Genomic DNA, 19,308 nt, shown 5'->3' with positions numbered 1-19,308 from the left:
CCTTTCGTTAGGTTCCTCCAAAAATCAGGTCGTCCAACCTATAGCTCCGAACCAATTGAGTATGAATTGCATGGAACACGTCGAAATCCAGACGGGTGTCACTCTCGAAGACTTCTTCCACACATTTATGGATGAAGCTGAATTCAAGGAATATCGCTTCGCTGAACGTGTGGTATCGAACCTAAAGATACAAGGAAATACGGTTTCCGGATCACCTCGTGTCAGGCCTTCGGATTGCGGAAGAGCTGTCTCAACACTTTCATCTATACTTGAGAGCAACAAGTTTCATTTCAGAACTGGGGATCTGCGATATGTCGCCAGGTTCGAACAGTTGATTGCGGATTTGGCTGCGTACTGTCAGAAGACATATCCCTCTGAGGCGTTGGGCGCGCACATTTTACACGCTCGCGTAAGATTGTTTGCGAACAATCCCGATGGCGCCCTCGAAATCGTGGAATATTATGCCGAACGCCCCTACTTAATTGAAGGGAGCTTTGAACACGCGCTCATGATTGCACTCCTTTACGGGCAGTGCCATTTGCAGAAAGGAACACTTAGCAGTTCCAAGATCTCATTCATTAGTTGGGGTCGTTGGCTAGCAGGCATTAGCCGCAGTAATAGTTGGCGCGTCGCAGAAACCTTCGCTCCTTTTGTCGGCGGCAGTACAGCTGACCGAAGCGAGCATGGCGTTATTCCTGCGTTAATGCGTCGGGTCTCTAGCGCATACGCGAAATTTAGGCGCGGTAGCGGCTCGTGGGCTACCAACAGCGCCAGCAAAGCAATCGCAACCGCCGCCATCGCGCATCTCGCCGTACTCTTTGCGCTGCTCGGCGCAACTCAGCGAAACCGCGGTCCGCACAGCTCGGCGATGGATCTACGCAGCCGTCGCGTACTCGTCACGCGCGCGATGGGTGGCATCGGTGATCTGCTCATGATGAGCCCGGGCTTGCGGGCTCTTGCGTCCCGAACAGGTCGGCCCGTCGACTTCGCGATACCGAAGAAATTCCACTCTCTTTTTCAAAACAACCCGCACGTTAACCTCCTGGATATCGACGGGCCGCCTCTGGATGTAAGCAAGTACCAGACGTGGAAGAACCTATCATTTTGTCCGGCGGGCCGTTACGAAAGCAAGCATCGACCCAAGGTCAAAAAGGGGCGTGTCGAGCTCTTCTCTTTGGGAATGGGTGTACTGCCGCACGAACTTAGGCAGCACGGATTGAAGATTGACTACTTCTTGAGCCAGGATGAAATAGAATTTCGTCACCGATTTAAGGCTGAAAAAGGTCTCGGCGCCAGACCCGTCATTGGTGTGCAGCCCTTTTCGCGCGATAGCTACAAAGATTACTCGAGAATAAGCAACGTCATCAATTCGCTGAGTCAGACCTACGACGTGATCATCTTTCATCACGTCAAAGATGGGCTGCCGTCTGGTAATGGGATACTCTCAACAGCCGGGATGCCACTGGGAAGTTCACTTGCGTTGGTCTCTCTGCTGGATGCTATGGTTTGCGTCGACTCGGCCTTTCTACATGCTGCAGCAGCTTTCGACGTTCCTGTCGTAGCGATCTTCGGGCCGACGGATGGAACAGCCTTCACAAAACACCACAGCAAGGCAAAGATCCTCTGGAAGCAACAGGAATTCGCATGCATACCCTGTTGGCGGAACGAAGATATTCCCTGTCCTCTCACCCAGCAAGCCCCCGGAACGCAGTTCGAGATCGGACAATTGCAGGTGATGAGCCCGTGCATCAACAGTATCACTGTCGACGAGGTAACGGGCGCCGTGGGCGAAGTGCTGCGCTCCAACGCAGTCGGGAGATAGAACGCGATGGAACGATTGCAAGCCGCTCCCGATCAAACGGGGCCAGATTCACTCTTGTCGCACTGGAGCTTGGTCTATCGTCCATTGGCGAAGAACAGGGGCCGACGACCGGCACTTTTCCTTGATCGGGACGGCGTCATTATTGAAGACGTCAACTACATTAGCGACCCGAACGACGTACAGTTGATACCAGGCGTCGGCGAAACGATTCGGCATTTCCGCTCTGCTGGCTTCACCGTCGTGGTCGTCACCAATCAATCAGGCATCGCGCGCGGTTACTTTGATCGGGATGCGTACTTACGCGTTGAGCGCCGTATCCGCGAGCTTCTGGCGGCGGATGAGCCGGATGCCGTTTATGCCTGCCCGTTTCACAAGGACGGCCGACCTCCTTACAACGTCGAACACCCCTGGCGAAAACCAAGCGACGGTATGCTAAGGGCCTCTTCCGTCGCGCTCGGGATCGATTTAAAGAAATCGCTGATGGTTGGCGACAGTCTTTCCGATATTCAAGCTGCAACAGCAGCAGGTGTAGCTCGCGCCTTTCACGTGCTCACTGGGCATGGACGCATGCACCGCGCCAAGGTCGAGCAACTTTGTGAGACCCTCGACACACGCGCGCCCTCGTCAACGCAGGTATCTTGCGTGGATTCGATTGCCACCGTATTTTCCGCCTTCCAGGCAAGCTGATATGCGTATTCTTCTGGATATCACCCGCACACTTGCGCGGCGCTACAACTCCACACCAACGGGTATCGATCGCGTTGAGCACGCTCTCGCACGCTGGCTCGTTTATGAAGGCTCGACTCTTTACCCCGACGCACACTTTGTCATCACCGCCCCGTACCTGAGAGCGGCACTGACACCGGAAGATTTTAGGCCCATCCTGACCGAAATTGAGGGGCGCTGGGCAGCGGCGAACGAGATCAACGGGCCAACGAAACTCTACAAGGAGCTGCGCCAATCCCTCGAGAGTCCCATAGGTTTGCCATCCGCTTCCAGAGGATCGCTACGCCTTTCAGGCGAAAGCACGAAGCAGACGGTCGCCCGCGCATACACTGAGATTGCCCGCCTCTGCCTGCTACACGCTCGCAAGTTTCATCGGTTGTTGCGCGATGCGGAGCGGACGCCTACCCTCTATTTACACTCATCACATACGCAACTGGAGAAACCCCAACTTTTCAGATGGACGAAAAAGGCAAATATACGTACATCCTTTTTTATACACGACATCATCCCAATCGATTTCCCGGAATTTTGCGGCAACAGATCCGAATTTTTGCACAAACTTAGAATGAAGACTGTTTCTGAGTACGGAACCTCTATTGTCGCAAATTCGAATTATACAAAAGACAGACTATCATCATACTTTGAAGAAGAAGGCCTAGCAACCAAGAGTATTGATGTTTCCTATTTAGGAAATGTAATTCAAGAATACAAAGAAGAAAATTTGAAACCTCCGGTCTCAACCGTGCCCTACTTTATCTGCCTCAGCACTATTGAGGGGCGAAAGAACATTCAGCATATATTGAACGTTTGGCGACAAATAATACAAAGGAACGAACTGAGAACCATACCACGTCTGATAATTGTGGGACGGAGAGGATGGAAGAGCGAGAATGTCATCGACGTACTGGATCGAACCAGAGAACTAGCTCCCTTCCTTATCGAAGTGTCGGATCTCAGTGACGTCGAACTCGCCGCGCTAATGACCGGATCGGCCGGCCTTCTGTCTCCTTCCCTGGTCGAAGGGTACAGCCTTCCTCCAATCGAGGGGGCCGCACGCCACATACCCGTTGTTGCATCCGACATCCCTGTTCACCGGGAAATCCTCGGAGAGGCCGCTATTTTCCTGGATCCGACGGACGGTCCGGGCTGGCGCAATACTATCATGAGACTCGCAACCGACGATGCGTTTCGGCGTGACGCTGTGGCTGCGACCTACAACCTGCCCCGAACTTCATGGGCAGATTTCGCCCGAGACACGCTGTCCAAGGCTGTAGGGGCCGCGCCTCAAGATTAGTGAACTCCCACTCCTCCCGGGGTGAATTCGAAGAAGCGCCTCTACTTGTCGCGCGTGCAATCCGATCGTCGATGACTTCCGAAAGCACGCGCGGCGGCTGTATCCGGCCATTGAGCGAAAGAATGTCACTGAGATTTTCCAAATCTCAGTGACAGCGATACTCGGAAAATTTGACGGTCGACTAACGAGTCTTACCGCTTCCAACAGCAACTTACGCTGAAAACAGCATCAATTGCTCAGTCGCTTCTTTGTGCGAGGCCCGCCCGCAACTGGTCAACAGATTTTGGAGCACTCCAAAGCGCCCCCCAGGAACATCCACGCCGAAGCACAAGCAGCGAGTTTGGCGATGGGTGCCCCCAAAAGACTTAGCCCATAAAACGCAACAGAAACCTACAACGAAGAGTATATATCTATCGCGAAGTCGATATCATCAAATACGCGCCCTCTACCTGCCTTCAGTATAAGGGCCTTGTCGCAATAGGACTTTATTATACCGATGTCGTGACTGATCAAGATCATTGAACAGTGTTTCCGTTGCACGAACAAGGCATCGTGGCACTTCCGGTGAAACCTCTGGTCCCCGACTGATATCACCTCATCGATTAGCAAACAGTCGAAGTCAATCGCGAGCGTCAAAGCAAAAGCCAACCGCGCCCTCATCCCCGATGAATAAGACTTTACAGGCATGATCAAGTTTCGGCCAAGCTCAGCGAAGTCGTCTACGGCTTCGATCGTTTCTTCGATCGGGCGGCCGTAAAGACGGGCTAGGAACCTGATGTTATCGAGGCCGGTCATGGTTGGCTCAAAACCACCCCCAAAAGCCAACGGCCAAGACATCGACATACCGCGGTGAATGTGACCGTGAGTTGGTTTCTCCACGCCACCGATCAGCTTTACCAATGTCGACTTACCCGCGCCATTGCGCCCGAGTACGGCTATTTTCTCTCCTTTGGTGATCTCGAAGGAGATCCCATCGAGCACGGTCTTCGAACCGGCCGATGTGTGGTACTTCTTCACTATGTTCTGGAGCGATATGCACTGATGCTCCTGCATCGGCTGAATCACTGTTGGCAAGGGGGCAGCCAATTCAGACTTCCTCCAGCACCAGCTTCGTCATCGAGTGCGCTATCCAAAAGATGGCAAGTCCAATCACTAGGACCGCGATGACATTCATGAAACGTGTGGGTTGAGATGGCCGATCCGACAAATTAGGCTCAACGACCCTGGCCAAGTATATTTTCTTTCCCTGGAAGTTTTGTTTCGCCGACGCCAACGACGCCACAGCGCTTAGCAGCGTCCTCTCTGCAAGCTTACGCTGCAGAGAAACTTGCTCATAGCCCTCCATCTTTTTCGCGAGCGAGTCTCCACCGCCCACAAGCGCTTCCCTTTGCTGAGCCAGCTGAACCTCCAGTGCATCCCTCTTGTTCTGCAACTGCCGAACGGCTGGACTACTCGGCGTTGTTGACATCAGCAGCGAGAGCTGGGCGTCCACTTTGGCGACCTGCTCCATGGTTCCAGTGATGACCTTGTTCGCCATGGAGACTTCTGCATCGGGATCGAGAAGCCCCTCACTATTGCGGAACGCTGTCAGCCGCACCTGGATAGCTTGCAGTTCCACCGTTGCTTCGTTCACGGTGGCTTCTGCTTCGCGAATCGAATCAGCTCGTGCCCTCTGGTTCAATGTGTTTACTAATGCCTCAGCCCCCTGCAACAACCGCTCGGTTAAGGCGACTGCGTCCTCCGGCGTAAAGGCTTGCACCTCCAGTGTGCTCACCCCGGTCGACTGCTTGAAATCAACGTCGATGTAGCTCTGAAAATGGTGAAACAAATCGTCTTTGGTTCGCCCCGAAATGTAGGTCGGGAAACGAGAGAAGAGATCGACGTTGTCTGCGCCGAAGACACGCTCAAGCATACCGTCGGTATTCAGCCAGGTAACCGCGTCGCGCGACTGCAAATACTCCGAGATGGCATAGCTATTATCGTCCGATCTACCGATCGTATTTCCAGCAACGAGCGAAAGCACGCCGCCGGATCTTTGATTTTCTCTAACCATAAAGGCAGCCGTTGAAGAAAACCGCGGTGACGCTGTAGCAAAGTTATAAATAACCGCCAGGAAAAAGGGCGCGACCACAAGACCCAAAAAGAAGAACAATCCCAGCCGACTCTTCTGAGCGCCAACCGGTCTACCTCTATTCTCCGCTCCTGGCAGCAATGGTGCAAGCGCGCCCTGAGCCACTACCGGCATCAGGGTCAACGAGAGCTCATTGGTTTCCTGCTTCGTATCGGTCGTCATTGCGAATCCTTGGGAGTTTGGCCTGAGACCAGGTCACTCTATTTCTATGTGGTCCTGCGCCTTCCGCACCAGTGACCATCCGACGGCATTCGTCGCCAGAGCCCACAGAGCCAAATAACTTACATCCCAATATGTTGGAACCTCAGCACCAAAAAAACCACCTCTGAACATCTCGTTTGCATGCACCATTGGCGACAACAGCACGATATGCCGCGCTGTTTCTGGCAGCCAGCTAACCATGTAGAACGCTCCTGTGAGCGGCAGCAACAAATACATGATTGGCTGTACGAACCGCTCGAGCGTGTCCGACAGTTCTGTCAGGCAGGAGATCGTCAGCGCCACGCCGAAAGTCAGAGCGCACATAAGGAACCATGCCGTCAGCAGGACGAGGTAGTCATCGATAGGCGTAATATACTCCAGCAGCCGCAGAGGAACATAAGCGACAAAGAACGCAATCAGGGTGCCGATACACTCCAGCACCCCACGCGCGATCAAAATATCGATCGGCCGCACCGTCCTGTGAAACAGGAGACCCGAGTTATGGCGGAAGCTATGGGTGAATCTGGCAACCATGTGTCGCCACACGGTGAGCATGCTGTAGCCGGTCAATACCAGTGGTATAACCTTAACACCGTGGTTCTCTTCTCCGTAGATAAAGGACCACGCTATCATCACGCCTGCGGTCAAGATAAGAGGCTCGCCGACCAGCCACATAAAGCCGATATTGCCATGACCAAATCGCTGCATGAGTTCGCGGATGAGAAGAGCGTTTATCGTGCGCCGTTTCCAGCGGATCTTGGCAATCGCCATATCAAGTTGAGCCATATGCAAACGCCCTCAGTGAATATTCAAGTGCTCACGGCTCCCGGAAACGAGCAGATAGACCATGACGAAACTTGAGAAAGAGAGAAGTGCAACAGTGAATATATAGCGTATTCTCTTCGGCTCTTCAGACTTGTCGGGCATATTCGGGCGAACGACAGCCTCAAGATATACCTGCTTTCGATTGGCCTCCTGGCGTGCTTGCTCGGTCGAATTGACGGCGGCTTCATATTCTTTTTCCGCAAGCGATCGCCGCAACGACAGCTCCTCGTATCGCCCAACCTTGTTCGCCAATGCCCCATCGGAGCCAGCGAGCTTACCTTGCTCCAACTCAAGTTGCTTTCGCAGCGATTTGACCCTGCTTTCAAGCTCAAATATGCTTGGACTGTCCTTGGAGGCGTCCTTAGCTAGTCGCAATGCGACTTCTTTCTCGGCCAATTCGGCAGACAACCCAGTTATTACTTCAAAGCTGCCTTTCGCATCCAAAGTTGGGTTGAGAATGACTTCAGCATTCCTGAAGGCCGTCAATTCGCGCTGCGCTGACAGCAATTGTGCTTCAGCAAGGCCAATCGTTTCTCTCGCGGACTGCAAAGCATCCTGCCGCGCGCGCCTATTCATCGCATTGACCTTGTCCTCGCTTAGTTTCAGGAGTTCGTCCGCGATAGTCTTTGCGTCTTCAGGGCGATAGGCCGATACGTACAAGGTCGTTATCCCAGTCTCAATATCCTCTTCGAGGACTACCTGATCCTGATAATACTTGTAGAATCCCTCAAAGCTATCGCCATCAATAAAGGAACTGTACCTTGTGAGGAAATCGGCCTCAGGCCTCATATACGCCCCAACCACATCAAATTTTTCCTGCAACCCTTTCAGAGAATCGCGGGAAACGATGTAAGCTTGGATGGCAAACGCATCTTCGCTGGCTCGCGAAATTCCGAACGTTCTCAGCAGCGCAGAAAGTCCACCAACCTGGTTTCCGTTCAGTCCACGGACAATGAACTTCGCCTCAGATACATAACGGTCAGAAGCGATAAGCCCGTAATACACCAAGGACCAGGAAGTAGGGATCGCAAAGATGAGAAAGAAAAGCGTAGCGGCGTAATGCTCTGACAGCAGACGCCGCCAGCCACCGCGAAGCAACGTCTTCCACCAGGGCGAATTGTCTTGATAGGTGATGTAAGCCTGCTCGCGCACGATCGAAGTGCCTTCCTCATTTCGCCATTGCGATCGTACTGGCAAAGATCGCGCTCAATAGTCCGAGCTTTCTCGTTCCAGGAATCGATACGTTGCGGCGACACCCTCTCTGACATTGGTAGCCGGTACCGGGCATCCTGCGGCCGCGGCTTTCGTCATCGACGCTTCGGTAAGGTATTGATAGCGCCCCTGTAGAGCCTCAGGCATGTCGACAAACTCTATGTCCGGCTCTCGGCCTAGCGCAGCAAACATTGCGTGCGCCACATCCAGCCACGTCGCTGCGACCCCGGTTCCAACGTTGTAGATGTCACTTTTGAAATCGTTCGCCAGCATCCAGAGGATCATACGAACACAATCACCAACATAAACGAAGTCGCGCTTTTGCTCTCCATCCTTGAAGTCAGGCCGGTTCGACCTGAATAACCGCAAGGGTGCGCCCGCCAAGAGTTTTTCATAGTTACTGAACGGAACAGAGCGCATGCCGCCTTTATGCGCCTCTCGAGGCCCGTAGACATTGAAGAACTTCAAGCCAGCCCATTTTGGAGGTGTAGGTTCATTTCGGGCAACGATACCTAAGACTTGCCGATCAAAGGCCAACTTACTCCAGCCGTATGGATTCAGCGGGCGCAACTTCGCCTGGTAATCCCAATCACTGCGATCCAAAAACCCGAGCGCACCGTCGCCGTAGGTCGCAGCCGAGGATGCGTAGATGAACGGAATGGCCCTTAGAGTTGCGAAATCCCACAAAAATCGGCTGAGCTTGAGGTTGTTCAGGACGATCCGGTCAACATCTCGTTCTGTGGTAGCGCTAATTGCTCCCATATGAACAATAGCCGTTACCGAATCCCCGCGGCGCTTCAACCATTCGGGTAAATCTTCGGGAAACACGAAGTCTTCAACGGAAGCGTGCCGAATGTTTTTCCATTTGTCATCGGCGCCAAACCAGTCGCAGATCGCAACTGCGCTGTGTCCGCTGAGAGCCTCAACCACATTGGAGCCGATGAATCCTGCCCCGCCGGTAACAAGTATCATTTAGTACAACCTTAGTTCTTGCAGCGCATCAGGCTACGCGATCAGACACACCAAACTTGATTCGCTCGACCGCGCGAGTCGTTGAGAGACCGGGTACCAGTTCGATAAGATGCACCCGACCGCCGTCGGCTTTCACAACATCGCCACCTACAACCCGGTCCTCCGTATAGTCGGCGCCCTTGAAGAGGTCCGTGGGTCGTAGCGCCTGGATCAGGTTCAGGGGGGTGTCCTCCTCAAAAATCACGACCATGTCAACATCCTGCATAGCAGCAAGGACCGCGGCACGCGATTCTGCAGGTTGAATCGGCCGCTGCGGCCCTTTGAGGCGCGACACGGAAGCATCGCTGTTCAACCCTACGACCAGTCGGTCGCATTTTTCCGCCGCTCGACGCAGCAATTCTATGTGTCCCGCATGAACGATGTCGAAGCAACCATTCGTGAAGCCTACAGATAGGCCTTCCTGCTTCCAACTTGCCACTTGCCCTTTCGCAGTGGCAACATCGCACACAGCCTCAATGAGCGGTTCATTGATTCTGTTGAGTTCTCTGTTAAGTTCTTCCGGTGACAGCACCGCAGTTCCCAACTTGCGGACGACAGCGCCAGCCGCAGCGTTGGCCAAGAACATTGCTTGCTCCATCGTATAGCGGACCGCAAGCGCTGAGCAAAACACCGCGAGTGCCGTGTCTCCCGCGCCCGATACGTCGAACACCTCGGTCGTCGTGGCATGGGAGTGAACGGCAGGCTTCCCTTTCTCATAGAGAACCATCCCGAGTTCCGACATGGTCAATAGGATGTCAGCGCCGGTGATTGACGAAACATGCCGCGCTGCATTCTCCCATTCCTCCATCGTCGAACACTGCATACTTGTTGCCGCCGCAAGCTCTGAGCGATTGGGTTTGATTGCGGTCACGCCCTCGTACGCCGAAAAATCCCTCCGCTTCGGATCGACAATAACAGGAATGGAGAGTTCTCGGCATCGGCCGATGATGTGCCGTAGCACCACATCATGGACAGCACCCTTCGCATAGTCCGACAACGCGACAACCTGGTAATCACCCACGACACGGTCGAACGCCTCGACAATCTGCCTCGTAGTAGTCTCGTCAAACGGATGCGGGTCTTCCTCGTCACATCGCAACAATTGCTGGCTGCCACTGACAAAACGAGTTTTCGTAGTCGTTCGCCGGGTTGAATCAATTATCAATTCGCCCTTGCAACGCGGAGTCGCCGCAAGCAAGGCCTTGCATTCCCCCCCAGCAGCATCGTCGCCAACGACACTGATAAGGCAGCTTGCACCACCGAGCGCCGCGATATTCGCAACCACGTTGCCTGCACCACCGAGCATCGACAACTCGCGTTTCGCCAGCAAGACAGGAACTGGCGCTTCGGGTGAAATGCGAGAAACAGATCCGTAATGAAAGCGATCAAGCATCAAGTCGCCAACGACCAGAACTGCGGCACCGCGGAAATCGGTATGACGCATGTTGCGTGCGAACATAAGTAAATCCTACTTGTCAGCGTTAAGGTCCAAAATCTTCAACTTTCGCACCGGCGAGATCTCACCATGGAGCGCCGGAGAAAATGTGACGCCCGGCGCGATGCCGCGTCACCTCTGTAAACGCAAATGCGAGATGATAGAAGGTGGAGGCAGGAATGTGGTCGACCTTTGCCGAGAAATCAGCCGCGCAGATGTGATCCAACCAAAGCCCTGGCGGGACAGACACGCCGCCAATATTGCCCTGGCCGAGGAAGAACGAAAAAATGCGTTCTATAGCCTCGTCAAGTTGATCTGCCGCGAATCGACTGTCGCCTGGATACGTTTCACTCATTGCAATCATAGCCTTAACGTACTCGAGGTTGGGCCACGATCGAAAGTCGGCTTTTAGGCAACGCCCTGATGGATCGACGGCGTCGTAGATCAAGCCACTCGACGAATCGAAGCCGTGTTTTCTTCCGAACCAGAACAGCCTCTCCGCGACATGCAGCGCAGATCTTTCCCCCATGAGTGCGGAGTAACGGGTCAGGAGCCAGCACCATTCGAAATGATGACCAGGCTCTACAACGATCGGATCAGAGCCGGCATCCCGCTTCCAGTTGTCACCGTAATATTCAGCGAGGGTTTCCGTTCTTGGATCAAAAAAGTCACTCACCGCGAGTTCAAAGATCTCTCTCGCAAGTACATAAAACAGCTCCCGCCCGCTGAAGGCGGCTAGAAAAATGGCCGCTTCCAACAGATGCATATGGGGATTTTGCTGATATGGGGCGCGGGCGTTTTCGCGATGGAGAAAACCTCGTCCAGATGGATGGCCAAGCTTACGGCGGACGAAACGCAGCGTGTCCTCGGCAACCGAGAGTGCATCCTCTTCGCCGGTCAACTTATACCACCAAGCCAACGCGAAAAGCACGAAGGCAAGATCGTAAAGATCAGTTGTGGTGTCCAGAGGATCTCCTCGAGTCGTCAACCGAGAAGCAAATTCGCCGCCCCCCAATCTAGCTTTCGTCAGGAGGAACTCCATTCCGTGTTCGGCAGCTCGAACAGCCTCTTTGGAACCACCAAGACCAAGATGAGAGAACGCGTAAATTTGCCGTGCTGTGACCCGCAAGCGCTTAAAGCCCGGGTCCAATGGGCGCCCCGCCCAATCTAGCCTCTCTGCAAATCCGCCATTCGACCAATCGGTTCCGTCGGCAAGCATGCGCGGGATAGAGTGGTCGGCCAACCAGGTCGCGATTTTTACATGCATCATGAACCCACCGGGGAAATCCAATCACAAACTGCACTCAACAGCCAGGAGCTGCCAACAACTCCCCTGGGCAACGGCACGCAAGCGTCACCAGATGAAGACAGACACCGGCCTTTAGTTGTCAAATTCCCGGGCGCCGTCAAGCTTATAAAGCTGGAATTTCGTCGGGAGAATGGCGCCGTAAACATCTATCCCGTGTGGTCGTCGCTTCTCATCCGTGCATCCGCAACACAAGATGAAATCTCGAATTAACGCAGCGCGCCATTTCCGCCAGTGACAAAAATGCCGCCAGCGACTAACACTAGCCAATATCGGCCGCCCCGAACGAACTTCAAAACTGGGCGCCAGTATAGAACTGATCCACGAGTACAAGGCGCCAAGTTACTCGCTATTTTTAGGTTGTGCGGCCGACGGATTGGTACGCGCGCCCGTCTATGTCGATCGACCCGCAATGATGGGCCGCTTAGGGCCAATTGAATTGTTCATGCGAACGCCAACCATCGCGCCACAATTCTCCAGCCTGCCAAGTCCGACACGCTTTTCGCAAATCTATAGTAACGCACAGAAAAAATTGACACGGCCGAAAGGTCGCATAACCAGCCGATGCGGCACCACTACCTACCTTGCCCAGGTCTCTTCAGTCAGCCGCCGATTGCTCCGCCACCTCCGCCACGACACCCGCCGCCTTCCGCAGCATCAACCCCTTCGCCTCCCCCTCAAACGCCTCCACTCGCCGGTCATAATTCGGCGCAACGGTCCCCATCACGCGATCCCAGAACGAGAAATAGTTCGCGTAGTTGTATTTGAACTCGGCGTGGTGTTGGTCGTGATAGGTGGTGCAGAGAAGCGGCGACGGATAGCGTGCGGTGCGGGAGGCGAAATATTCGAAGCCGGCGTGGCCGAAGGTGCCGTTGATCTGATCGAAGAGGCGGTGCGCCAGAAGGATGATCGGCGGAAACGGCACGAGAAGCGTGATGACGGCGTAGTAGCCCTGGCTCATGGCCGTATCGACCAGGCCGATCGAATCGTTGCTCCAGGCCGTCGGCGCGACGCTGCGGTGATGCAGGAGATGGTACTTATAGAAGAGTTTGGTGTGCAGCAGCCGGTGGGCGAAATAGAACCAGGCGTCGAAGAGCACCATGCAGAGCACGAAGAGGGGGACAGCCGTCCACCAGCTGAACTCCCAGGGCGAAAACACGGTCCATCCCTTGTACTGGACGAAAAGGCCGATCGCGACCGACGTGCAGGTGACAAGGATCGAGGCCATGCTCTGGCGGATCTCGATGGCCTTGCGCTTTTCGCCGCGCCGCCCCTTCTGGATGCGGCGCTCGGGGTTACGGTCGTTGAGCCAGGTGATGCCGTAGCCCAGGATGAAGTACAGCGCCACCGTCGCCGCGTAAATCGCAGCCAGCAAGCCGACAAAGGTGAGACTGTCCTGAAGAAGGGCGCTCAAATCGTAATCCGTCGCGGAAAGAAAGTTGAATTGGCGCGTGGACTATACCAAGCACCCTCTCCCGCGCAAGTCGTGCGGCTCTAGGCGCGCTCGATGTCGGCCAGAAATGCGCGCAGTTCAGCTCCGTCAATGCCGACGAGGTGCCCCTCTAGCGGGTAGCTGCCCGAGTGCACATCTTTGGCAAACTCCGAGAACGCGGCGATCCGTTCGCGCTGGAGCCGGTCGTATTCGGCGGCAAAGTTGCGATAGGTCTTGGCGTGGCGCGGCACATGGCCGCGATTGCTGCCGAGCACGTCGGCGGCAAACAGATATTGGGCGTCGCAGCCCGCGCCCGCCCCCATCGAGAGCATCAGCATCGACGTTCTGCCACTGATCGCCGCTGCGACTTCACCGGGCACGACCTCGATTTCGGCGGCAAAGGCTCCGGCTTCCTCCAGCGCCTTGACCTGCTGCCAGATTTGCAGCGCGCTTTGCGCAGTCTTGCCGACCGCGCGGAAACCGCCGGTCCAGGTTGCCTTGGAGGGGATGAGGCCGACATGGCCGCAGACGGGAATGCCCTCCTCCCGCATCCGCCGGACGGTGGAAAGCCCGGCGGCGCAATAGACCGCATCACCGCCGGCCTTCAGCGCCTTGAAGGCCGCGCGCATGTACTCTTCCGCCGTGACGTAGTCGCCATATTCGAGACCAGGAAAGGCGAAGCAGGTCGGCGCCACCTCGCGAAACTCCGGCCCCAGAAGCGCCGGAGGCACGGAAACGAGATCGATGCCGGCTGTTTCCGCTGCCTCGGCCTCTTCGAGCGTCTCGACGCGCAACATGGTGAGCTGGCGCTTGCCCTTCATCGACAAGAGGTCGGCAACGGTCGGGCGGTGGTTTTTCATGGGGAGGCTCCCGAAATCATGGAAACAGGATGGATCGCCGCTCGCGCTAGGCCGCGAGAAGCGCCTTGAGCTTGGTTTCGGGCAAAATGAGCGCCTGCGGATCCGGCCGCTTGCCGGCGGCAATCAGCATTTCGGCGAGCCGAATGTCACGCGCGACCGCATTGCCCGGGCCGATCCCGGAAGCCGAAAGCAGGCGGCCGGTATCGTCGAGATGGAAAAGGATGAAGGCGCTATCGGAAAGGTCGCGCCGCACGGTCGTCGAGGCGCCCTCTGCAAGCCCGGCGATCTGCAGCGTGAGATCGTACTGATCGGACCAGAACCACGGCACGCTCGCAATCGCCTCGCCAGCGCCGAGTAGGTTGCCGGCAACCAGCGTTCCCTGATCCTGCGCATTGCGCCATGCCTCAAGCCGAACCCGACGATCGCCATAGTGGCAGAGAGGGAATGAGCAGCAGTCGCCGGCGGCATAGATATCGGAGTCGCTCGTTTGCAGCGTAGCGTCGACGGCAATGCCGTTGTCGATCGCAAGACCGGCGGCTGCCGCGAGTTCGGTGTTCGGGATCGCGCCGATGCCAATGACGACGAGGTCGGCATCGACTGTTTCACCGTCGGCGAGGACGACGCGCGCGCAGTTCTCGTCCGCATCGATGCGCTCGATCTTCGCGCTGCAACGGAGGTCGACGCCTTCGGCGCGGTGCCGCGCGGCGACGACAGCCGCAATGTCCTCCGGCACGCCGCGCGAAAGGATGCGGGTGAGCCCTTCGATCAGGATCACGGCAGCACCAAGCCGGCGCGCCGTTGCGGCGAGCTCAAGACCGATGAACCCGCCACCGATAATCGCCAGCTTGCGCCCCGGCGCGAGTTCGCGGCGGATCTCTTCGGCATCGGCATGGGTCCTGAGGGTGCGAATACGCCGCGACGCGTCGTCGGTGCCCGCGATCGTTCGCGCCCGGGCGCCGGTCGCAAGCAACAGCCGGTCATAGGCGATGCTGGTTCCGTCTGTGAGCGTCACGCTCTTATCGGTTCGATCGATGGCCGAGACGGGCGTATCCGTCAGCACCTCAATCCCTGCCACCCTGTAGCGCTCGGCATCCGCGACATACTTCGGCGGGAGCTGTCCGCTAAGGCCGTCCTTGGAAAGGGGCGGCCGCTCATAGGGAAGATGCGGCTCCGCGCCGATCAGCGTGATCTTGCCGTCATACCCCATCTCCCTGAGGGCAAAGGCCGCCCTTGCGCCGCATTCGCCGGCGCCGACAATAACGATGGAACCCATCTCAACCTCCCTGCCCACCGCGGCGAGCCCAATCCTCATGAAAACGGCTTCAGCCAAGCGCGATGAACACGCTTCCGGCCTCCACCTTCACCGGATAGGTCTTCAGGTTGACGCAGACCGGCGCGCCCTTGGCCTGGCCGGTCTTGTAGTTGAAGCGGCCGTTGTGCTTCGGACATTCGATGATGTCGTCCATCACGAGGCCATCGACGAGATGAATGTGCTCGTGGGTACAGAGCCCGTCGGTGGCAAAATATTCGTCGTCCGGGCTGCGATAGACCGCAAAGGTGCGCCCACCGTGATCGAAACGAATGACGTCTTCCTCATCGATTTCGTCGGCCGCGCAGACTTCGATCCAGTTCCCGCTCATGATTTCCTCCCATCTTCTCGACATTCATCGGTTATTCGGCTGCGTGCCCGATCGCATCGCTGTGAAACTCTTCGCGATAAGGTTTTGCTGTCGCCGGCAGCTCGCGTTTCAAGAAGTAATCCTCGTTGCGCAGTTGGCGCAGGAAGGCCGGGATCATTTCGCGGTAGCCGTGCAGCATCGACGGGTTCGGCTCCGGCAGATCATGCTTGATCATGGCGTGCAGCTTCGGCAGCGCGTGGTACGGCACCATCGGGAACATGTGGTGCTCTACATGGTAGTTCATGTTCCAGTAGACGAAGCGACTGACCGGGTTCATGTAGACCGTGCGGCTGTTCAGCCGATGGTCGGTCACATTGTCGGCAAGACCGCCGTGCTGCAGCAGCCCGGTCAGCACATGATGCCAGGCACCATAAAGCCGGGGCAGGCCGATCAGCATCAGCGGCAGGATCGAGCCGAGATAGAAACAGGCGGCAATTGTCGCGGCATAGACCGCAAACCAGATGCGGGCGACGAGGATCGCCTTCGGCTGCTCCATCTCGGGGATGAAGGTCGCCTCCTCGGCGCTGATGATGCCGAACGTGTTGCGCACCATGTCGACGATCGCGTGCCAGACGTCGAGGATGCCGAAGAAATTGAGGACAAGGCGCAGAAGATCCGGCGGGCGCATGACGGCGATCTCGGGATCCCGGCCGACGATGACAGTATCCGTGTGGTGACGGGTGTGGCTCCAGCGCCAGGTGACCGGATTGCGCATGATCATGAAGCAGGCGATCTGATAGACGGCGTCGTTCATCCACATCGTCTTGAACGCCGTGCCATGGCCGCATTCGTGCCAGCGGCTGTCGGAGGCCGAACCGTAGAGAACGCCATAGGCGAGGAAGAACGGAACGGCCCACCAGGTGCCCCAGAACGCGATGCCGAGCGCGCCGAAAAGGACGAGACAGCCGAGCCAGATCGCCGTGTCGCGGATGGCCGGTCCGTCCTCGCGCTTCATCAGTTCCTTCATCTGCTTGCGCGGAATATCGGTGTGATACCACTCGGCCGCCGACAGGCCATTGGCGACGGCTGCCTGGGCATCTCGGCCAAGCAGGCTGTAATCTCGCTTCGTCGGCATCATCGTCATTTGCGCTCCTCCCCGCGGTCCGGCCCGATCGGCCGGTGGCGTCTCATCTCGTGCAATGACGATAGGTTGACTTTTGCCAGGCCTCAATGCAGCAATGATATATTCTCTCAAATGACGTCATTGAGCGCATTTCATTTGTGATATAAACCTATCAGGAGAAGCGATGAGCAACCGCCCGACCATTGCCGACCTTGCGCGCACCGCCGGCGTCAGCGTCGCGACCGTCGACCGCGTGCTCAACGGACGCCATCCCGTGCGTGAGGAAACCGCGCGCCGCGTCTACGAGGCAGCCAAGGCGATCGGCTATCACGCCGTCGGCCTGATCCGGCAGCGCGTCTTTGAGGATCTGCCGCAATACAGGCTCGGCTTCGTGCTGCAGAAGCCGGAGCAGGCCTTCTATCAAACGGTTGCGAAAGAAATCGACAACGCCGCGCTCTCGCTTTCGCACGCGCGCGTCTTTGCCCAGATCGACTTCGTTGCAAATTCCACTCCATCGGCGATTACGGAAAAGCTCCGGGCCGCCGCAGCACGCAACCAGGCCATTGCGCTCGTCGCTCCCGATTACCCGGCCGTGACGACCGCGATCGAGGAACTCAAGGAACGCGGCATCCCCGTTTTCTCGCTGCTGTCGGATTTTGCCGCCGGGGTTCGCGAGGGTTATGTCGGCCTCAACAATCACAAGGTCGGCCGGACCGCCGCCTGGATGATCACCAAGGCGGCCAAGCGTCCCGGCAAGGTCGCCGCCTTCGTCGGCAGCCATCGCTTTCTCGGTCACGAACTCCGCGAGATCGGCTTCCGCTCCTATTTCCGTGAGCATGCGCCTGATTTCGAAGTGCTCGACACGATGGTCAATCTCGATACGGCCGAGATCACCCATGAGGCGACACTCAATCTGCTCCAGCGCCACCCGGACCTGATCGGCTTTTATGTCTGCGGCGGCGGCATGGAAGGGGCGATCTCGGCGATCCGCGAGGAAAAGCTCGAAGGCAAGCTCATCGCCGTCGTCAACGAGTTGACGCCGGAGTCCCGAGCGGCCCTTGGCGACGATGTCGTGACCCTGGCGATATCGACGCCGACCGCCGCGCTCGCCCGCGAAACGATCACTCTGATGATCCAGGCGATCGACAAGGGTCCGACCGGCGCGCCGGGGCAAACCTTCTTGCCGTTCGACCTTTTCACGCCGGAGAATATCTAGCGATCATGATGGAATTCCATCATCGACGAAGGGCAATCTAGCAGAAATGCAAGGCCTTTGAGCATCGCGCTCTTTGACTGTGCTCCAGCGGTTGGTGAATGGTCCGCAACGTTATAAATGGAATGAACGTTCTATTTATAACGTGTGACCCATCCCACTGGAGGAGACATTCCCGTGACCGCCCTGCCCTTCGCTCTCAACCACATGACGACGCCAAGCCTGCCGCTTGGCGCTTTTTTCGAACTCGCCAGATCGCTCGGCATGTCCTCCGTAGAGATCCGCAACGATCTCGCCGGCAACGCGATCCTCGACGGCACGCCCGCAAAGGATGTCGCCGCCCTCGCCGGTCGCCACGACATCACGATCATCTCGATCAATGCCCTGCAGCGTTTCAACGAATGGAACGGGGCCAGGCGCGCCGAAGCAGAAGAACTGATCGCCTATGCCCGCGACTGCGGCGCCAGGGCCCTGGTTCTCGTCCCCGTCAATGACGGCACGTGCCAGGCCGATGGCGAGCGGCAGGACAATCTTCGCAAGGCTCTGGCCGCATTGAAGCCGATGCTCGAAAAGGCCGGAATCGTCGGGCTCGTCGAACCGCTCGGCTTCGAAATCTGCTCGCTCCGCTCGAAGACGGAGGCCGTTGAGGCAATCAAGGCAGTCGACGGCGAAATGACCTTCCGTCTGGTGCACGACACGTTCCACCATTACCTCGCCGGCGAGCCTGAAATCTATCCTGGAATGACCGGCCTCATCCACATCTCCGGCGTCACCGACGGACAGGTCGCCGTGGCCGATCTTCGCGATTCGCACCGCGTCCTCATCGACCAAAGCGATCTGCTCGACAACGTCGGACAGATCCGGCGCCTGCGCGCGGCGGGTTATGCTGGGCCGCTTTCCTTCGAGCCCTTTGCCGCCGAAGTCCACGGATTGGCGGATCCTGCGGCCGCGGTCAGGCAAAGCGTGGACTACATTCGGACCCATATCTGAGCATCCGCGAAGAGCGGCCGGCAAATCAACAACGGGCGCCGTATCAGGTCTTGACGGCGTCCGCATAAAATGGAATACATATTCCGTAATCGCAATTTACTGGTTCGT

General features: G+C 56.8%; 17 protein-coding genes. 5 read left to right on the top strand and 12 right to left on the bottom strand.

What is annotated here, in order from left to right; genetic code table 11:
* Nucleotides 1-70: 70 nt before the first annotated feature.
* The 3 genes from C1A35_RS21390 to C1A35_RS21380 are packed head-to-tail and all read left to right on the top strand — an operon-like array spanning nt 71 to nt 3,842.
* Nucleotides 71-1,822 carry a glycosyltransferase family 9 protein gene (locus tag C1A35_RS21390; protein ID WP_158665122.1) on the top strand — a complete coding sequence of 584 codons (1,752 nt, stop codon included), beginning with the start codon at nt 71-73 and terminating at the stop codon, nt 1,820-1,822.
* Between the two features lie 6 nt (nt 1,823-1,828).
* On the top strand, nt 1,829-2,509 hold the full coding sequence (locus tag C1A35_RS21385; RefSeq protein ID WP_104666272.1) for a D-glycero-alpha-D-manno-heptose-1,7-bisphosphate 7-phosphatase: 681 nt from the start codon (nt 1,829-1,831) through the stop codon (nt 2,507-2,509).
* Between the two features lies 1 nt (nt 2,510).
* A complete protein-coding gene (locus C1A35_RS21380; RefSeq protein WP_158665121.1) occupies nt 2,511-3,842 on the top strand; it encodes a glycosyltransferase family 4 protein in 1,332 nt (443 codons plus the stop codon).
* Between the two features lie 390 nt (nt 3,843-4,232).
* Here C1A35_RS21380 and C1A35_RS21375 read toward each other — a convergent pair whose 3' ends face one another.
* From C1A35_RS21375 to C1A35_RS21320, 12 genes are all read right to left on the bottom strand, one after another.
* Nucleotides 4,233-4,928 carry an ABC transporter ATP-binding protein gene (locus C1A35_RS21375; RefSeq protein ID WP_234822938.1) on the bottom strand — a complete coding sequence of 232 codons (696 nt, stop codon included), beginning with the start codon at nt 4,926-4,928 and terminating at the stop codon, nt 4,233-4,235.
* Between the two features lies 1 nt (nt 4,929).
* Nucleotides 4,930-6,135 carry a hypothetical protein gene (locus C1A35_RS21370; RefSeq protein WP_104666270.1) on the bottom strand — a complete coding sequence of 402 codons (1,206 nt, stop codon included), beginning with the start codon at nt 6,133-6,135 and terminating at the stop codon, nt 4,930-4,932.
* Nucleotides 6,136-6,168: 33 nt separating this feature from the next.
* A complete protein-coding gene (locus tag C1A35_RS21365; protein ID WP_104666269.1) occupies nt 6,169-6,960 on the bottom strand; it encodes an ABC transporter permease in 792 nt (263 codons plus the stop codon).
* 12 nt (nt 6,961-6,972) lie between these two features.
* Nucleotides 6,973-8,151: a hypothetical protein gene (locus C1A35_RS21360; RefSeq protein WP_104666268.1), complete on the bottom strand. Its 1,179-nt coding sequence runs from the start codon at nt 8,149-8,151 to the stop codon at nt 6,973-6,975.
* A gap of 54 nt (nt 8,152-8,205) precedes the next feature.
* Nucleotides 8,206-9,183 carry an ADP-glyceromanno-heptose 6-epimerase gene (gene rfaD / locus C1A35_RS21355; RefSeq protein WP_104666267.1) on the bottom strand — a complete coding sequence of 326 codons (978 nt, stop codon included), beginning with the start codon at nt 9,181-9,183 and terminating at the stop codon, nt 8,206-8,208.
* Between the two features lie 28 nt (nt 9,184-9,211).
* The gene (rfaE2, locus tag C1A35_RS21350) at nt 9,212-10,681 is read right to left on the bottom strand and encodes a D-glycero-beta-D-manno-heptose 1-phosphate adenylyltransferase (RefSeq protein ID WP_104666266.1); all 1,470 of its coding nucleotides are present in this window, start codon (nt 10,679-10,681) and stop codon (nt 9,212-9,214) included.
* 61 nt (nt 10,682-10,742) lie between these two features.
* Nucleotides 10,743-11,927, bottom strand: coding sequence for an AGE family epimerase/isomerase (locus C1A35_RS21345; RefSeq protein ID WP_158665120.1), 1,185 nt, complete (start codon nt 11,925-11,927; stop codon nt 10,743-10,745).
* 634 nt (nt 11,928-12,561) lie between these two features.
* On the bottom strand, nt 12,562-13,377 hold the full coding sequence (locus tag C1A35_RS21340) for a sterol desaturase family protein (protein ID WP_104666264.1): 816 nt from the start codon (nt 13,375-13,377) through the stop codon (nt 12,562-12,564).
* An 80-nt stretch (nt 13,378-13,457) separates the two neighbouring features.
* Nucleotides 13,458-14,255, bottom strand: a complete 798-nt coding sequence (locus C1A35_RS21335; protein ID WP_104666263.1) for a 3-methyl-2-oxobutanoate hydroxymethyltransferase — start codon at nt 14,253-14,255, stop codon at nt 13,458-13,460.
* Between the two features lie 46 nt (nt 14,256-14,301).
* Nucleotides 14,302-15,528 (bottom strand): NAD(P)/FAD-dependent oxidoreductase, encoded by a 1,227-nt coding sequence (locus C1A35_RS21330; protein WP_104666262.1) that lies wholly within the window; start codon nt 15,526-15,528, stop codon nt 14,302-14,304.
* 49 nt (nt 15,529-15,577) lie between these two features.
* Nucleotides 15,578-15,895 (bottom strand): MocE family 2Fe-2S type ferredoxin, encoded by a 318-nt coding sequence (locus C1A35_RS21325; RefSeq protein WP_104666261.1) that lies wholly within the window; start codon nt 15,893-15,895, stop codon nt 15,578-15,580.
* Between the two features lie 31 nt (nt 15,896-15,926).
* Entirely contained in the window at nt 15,927-17,018 is a 1,092-nt protein-coding gene (locus tag C1A35_RS21320; protein WP_104666260.1) for a fatty acid desaturase family protein, read from the bottom strand.
* 163 nt (nt 17,019-17,181) lie between these two features.
* On the opposite strand from C1A35_RS21320, the gene C1A35_RS21315 reads away from it, so the two are divergent.
* Both C1A35_RS21315 and C1A35_RS21310 read left to right on the top strand, forming a co-directional pair.
* Nucleotides 17,182-18,213, top strand: coding sequence for a LacI family DNA-binding transcriptional regulator (locus tag C1A35_RS21315; RefSeq protein WP_104666259.1), 1,032 nt, complete (start codon nt 17,182-17,184; stop codon nt 18,211-18,213).
* Between the two features lie 174 nt (nt 18,214-18,387).
* Nucleotides 18,388-19,200, top strand: a complete 813-nt coding sequence (locus tag C1A35_RS21310) for a TIM barrel protein (RefSeq protein ID WP_104666258.1) — start codon at nt 18,388-18,390, stop codon at nt 19,198-19,200.
* Nucleotides 19,201-19,308 lie beyond the last annotated feature (108 nt).

It is taken from the genome of Ensifer adhaerens (assembly GCF_002940685.1).
Lineage (GTDB): Bacteria > Pseudomonadota > Alphaproteobacteria > Rhizobiales > Rhizobiaceae > Ensifer > Ensifer adhaerens_E.
This window is presented reverse-complemented; position numbering and strand designations above follow the sequence as displayed.

Bases quoted from the DNA above. Each gene is read 5' to 3' on its own strand.
- C1A35_RS21335 (WP_104666263.1), bottom strand. From the start codon at position 14,255: ATGAAAAACCACCGCCCGACCGTTGCCGACCTCTTGTCGATGAAGGGC.
- C1A35_RS21380 (WP_158665121.1), top strand. From the start codon at position 2,511: ATGCGTATTCTTCTGGATATCACCCGCACACTTGCGCGGCGCTACAAC.
- C1A35_RS21330 (WP_104666262.1), bottom strand. From the start codon at position 15,528: ATGGGTTCCATCGTTATTGTCGGCGCCGGCGAATGCGGCGCAAGGGCG.
- C1A35_RS21385 (WP_104666272.1), top strand. From the start codon at position 1,829: ATGGAACGATTGCAAGCCGCTCCCGATCAAACGGGGCCAGATTCACTC.
- C1A35_RS21365 (WP_104666269.1), bottom strand. From the start codon at position 6,960: ATGGCTCAACTTGATATGGCGATTGCCAAGATCCGCTGGAAACGGCGC.
- C1A35_RS21315 (WP_104666259.1), top strand. From the start codon at position 17,182: ATGAGCAACCGCCCGACCATTGCCGACCTTGCGCGCACCGCCGGCGTC.
- rfaE2 (WP_104666266.1), bottom strand. From the start codon at position 10,681: ATGTTCGCACGCAACATGCGTCATACCGATTTCCGCGGTGCCGCAGTT.
- C1A35_RS21320 (WP_104666260.1), bottom strand. From the start codon at position 17,018: ATGACGATGATGCCGACGAAGCGAGATTACAGCCTGCTTGGCCGAGAT.
- rfaD (WP_104666267.1), bottom strand. From the start codon at position 9,183: ATGATACTTGTTACCGGCGGGGCAGGATTCATCGGCTCCAATGTGGTT.
- C1A35_RS21345 (WP_158665120.1), bottom strand. From the start codon at position 11,927: ATGATGCATGTAAAAATCGCGACCTGGTTGGCCGACCACTCTATCCCG.
- C1A35_RS21325 (WP_104666261.1), bottom strand. From the start codon at position 15,895: ATGAGCGGGAACTGGATCGAAGTCTGCGCGGCCGACGAAATCGATGAG.
- C1A35_RS21390 (WP_158665122.1), top strand. From the start codon at position 71: ATGGAACACGTCGAAATCCAGACGGGTGTCACTCTCGAAGACTTCTTC.
- C1A35_RS21370 (WP_104666270.1), bottom strand. From the start codon at position 6,135: ATGACGACCGATACGAAGCAGGAAACCAATGAGCTCTCGTTGACCCTG.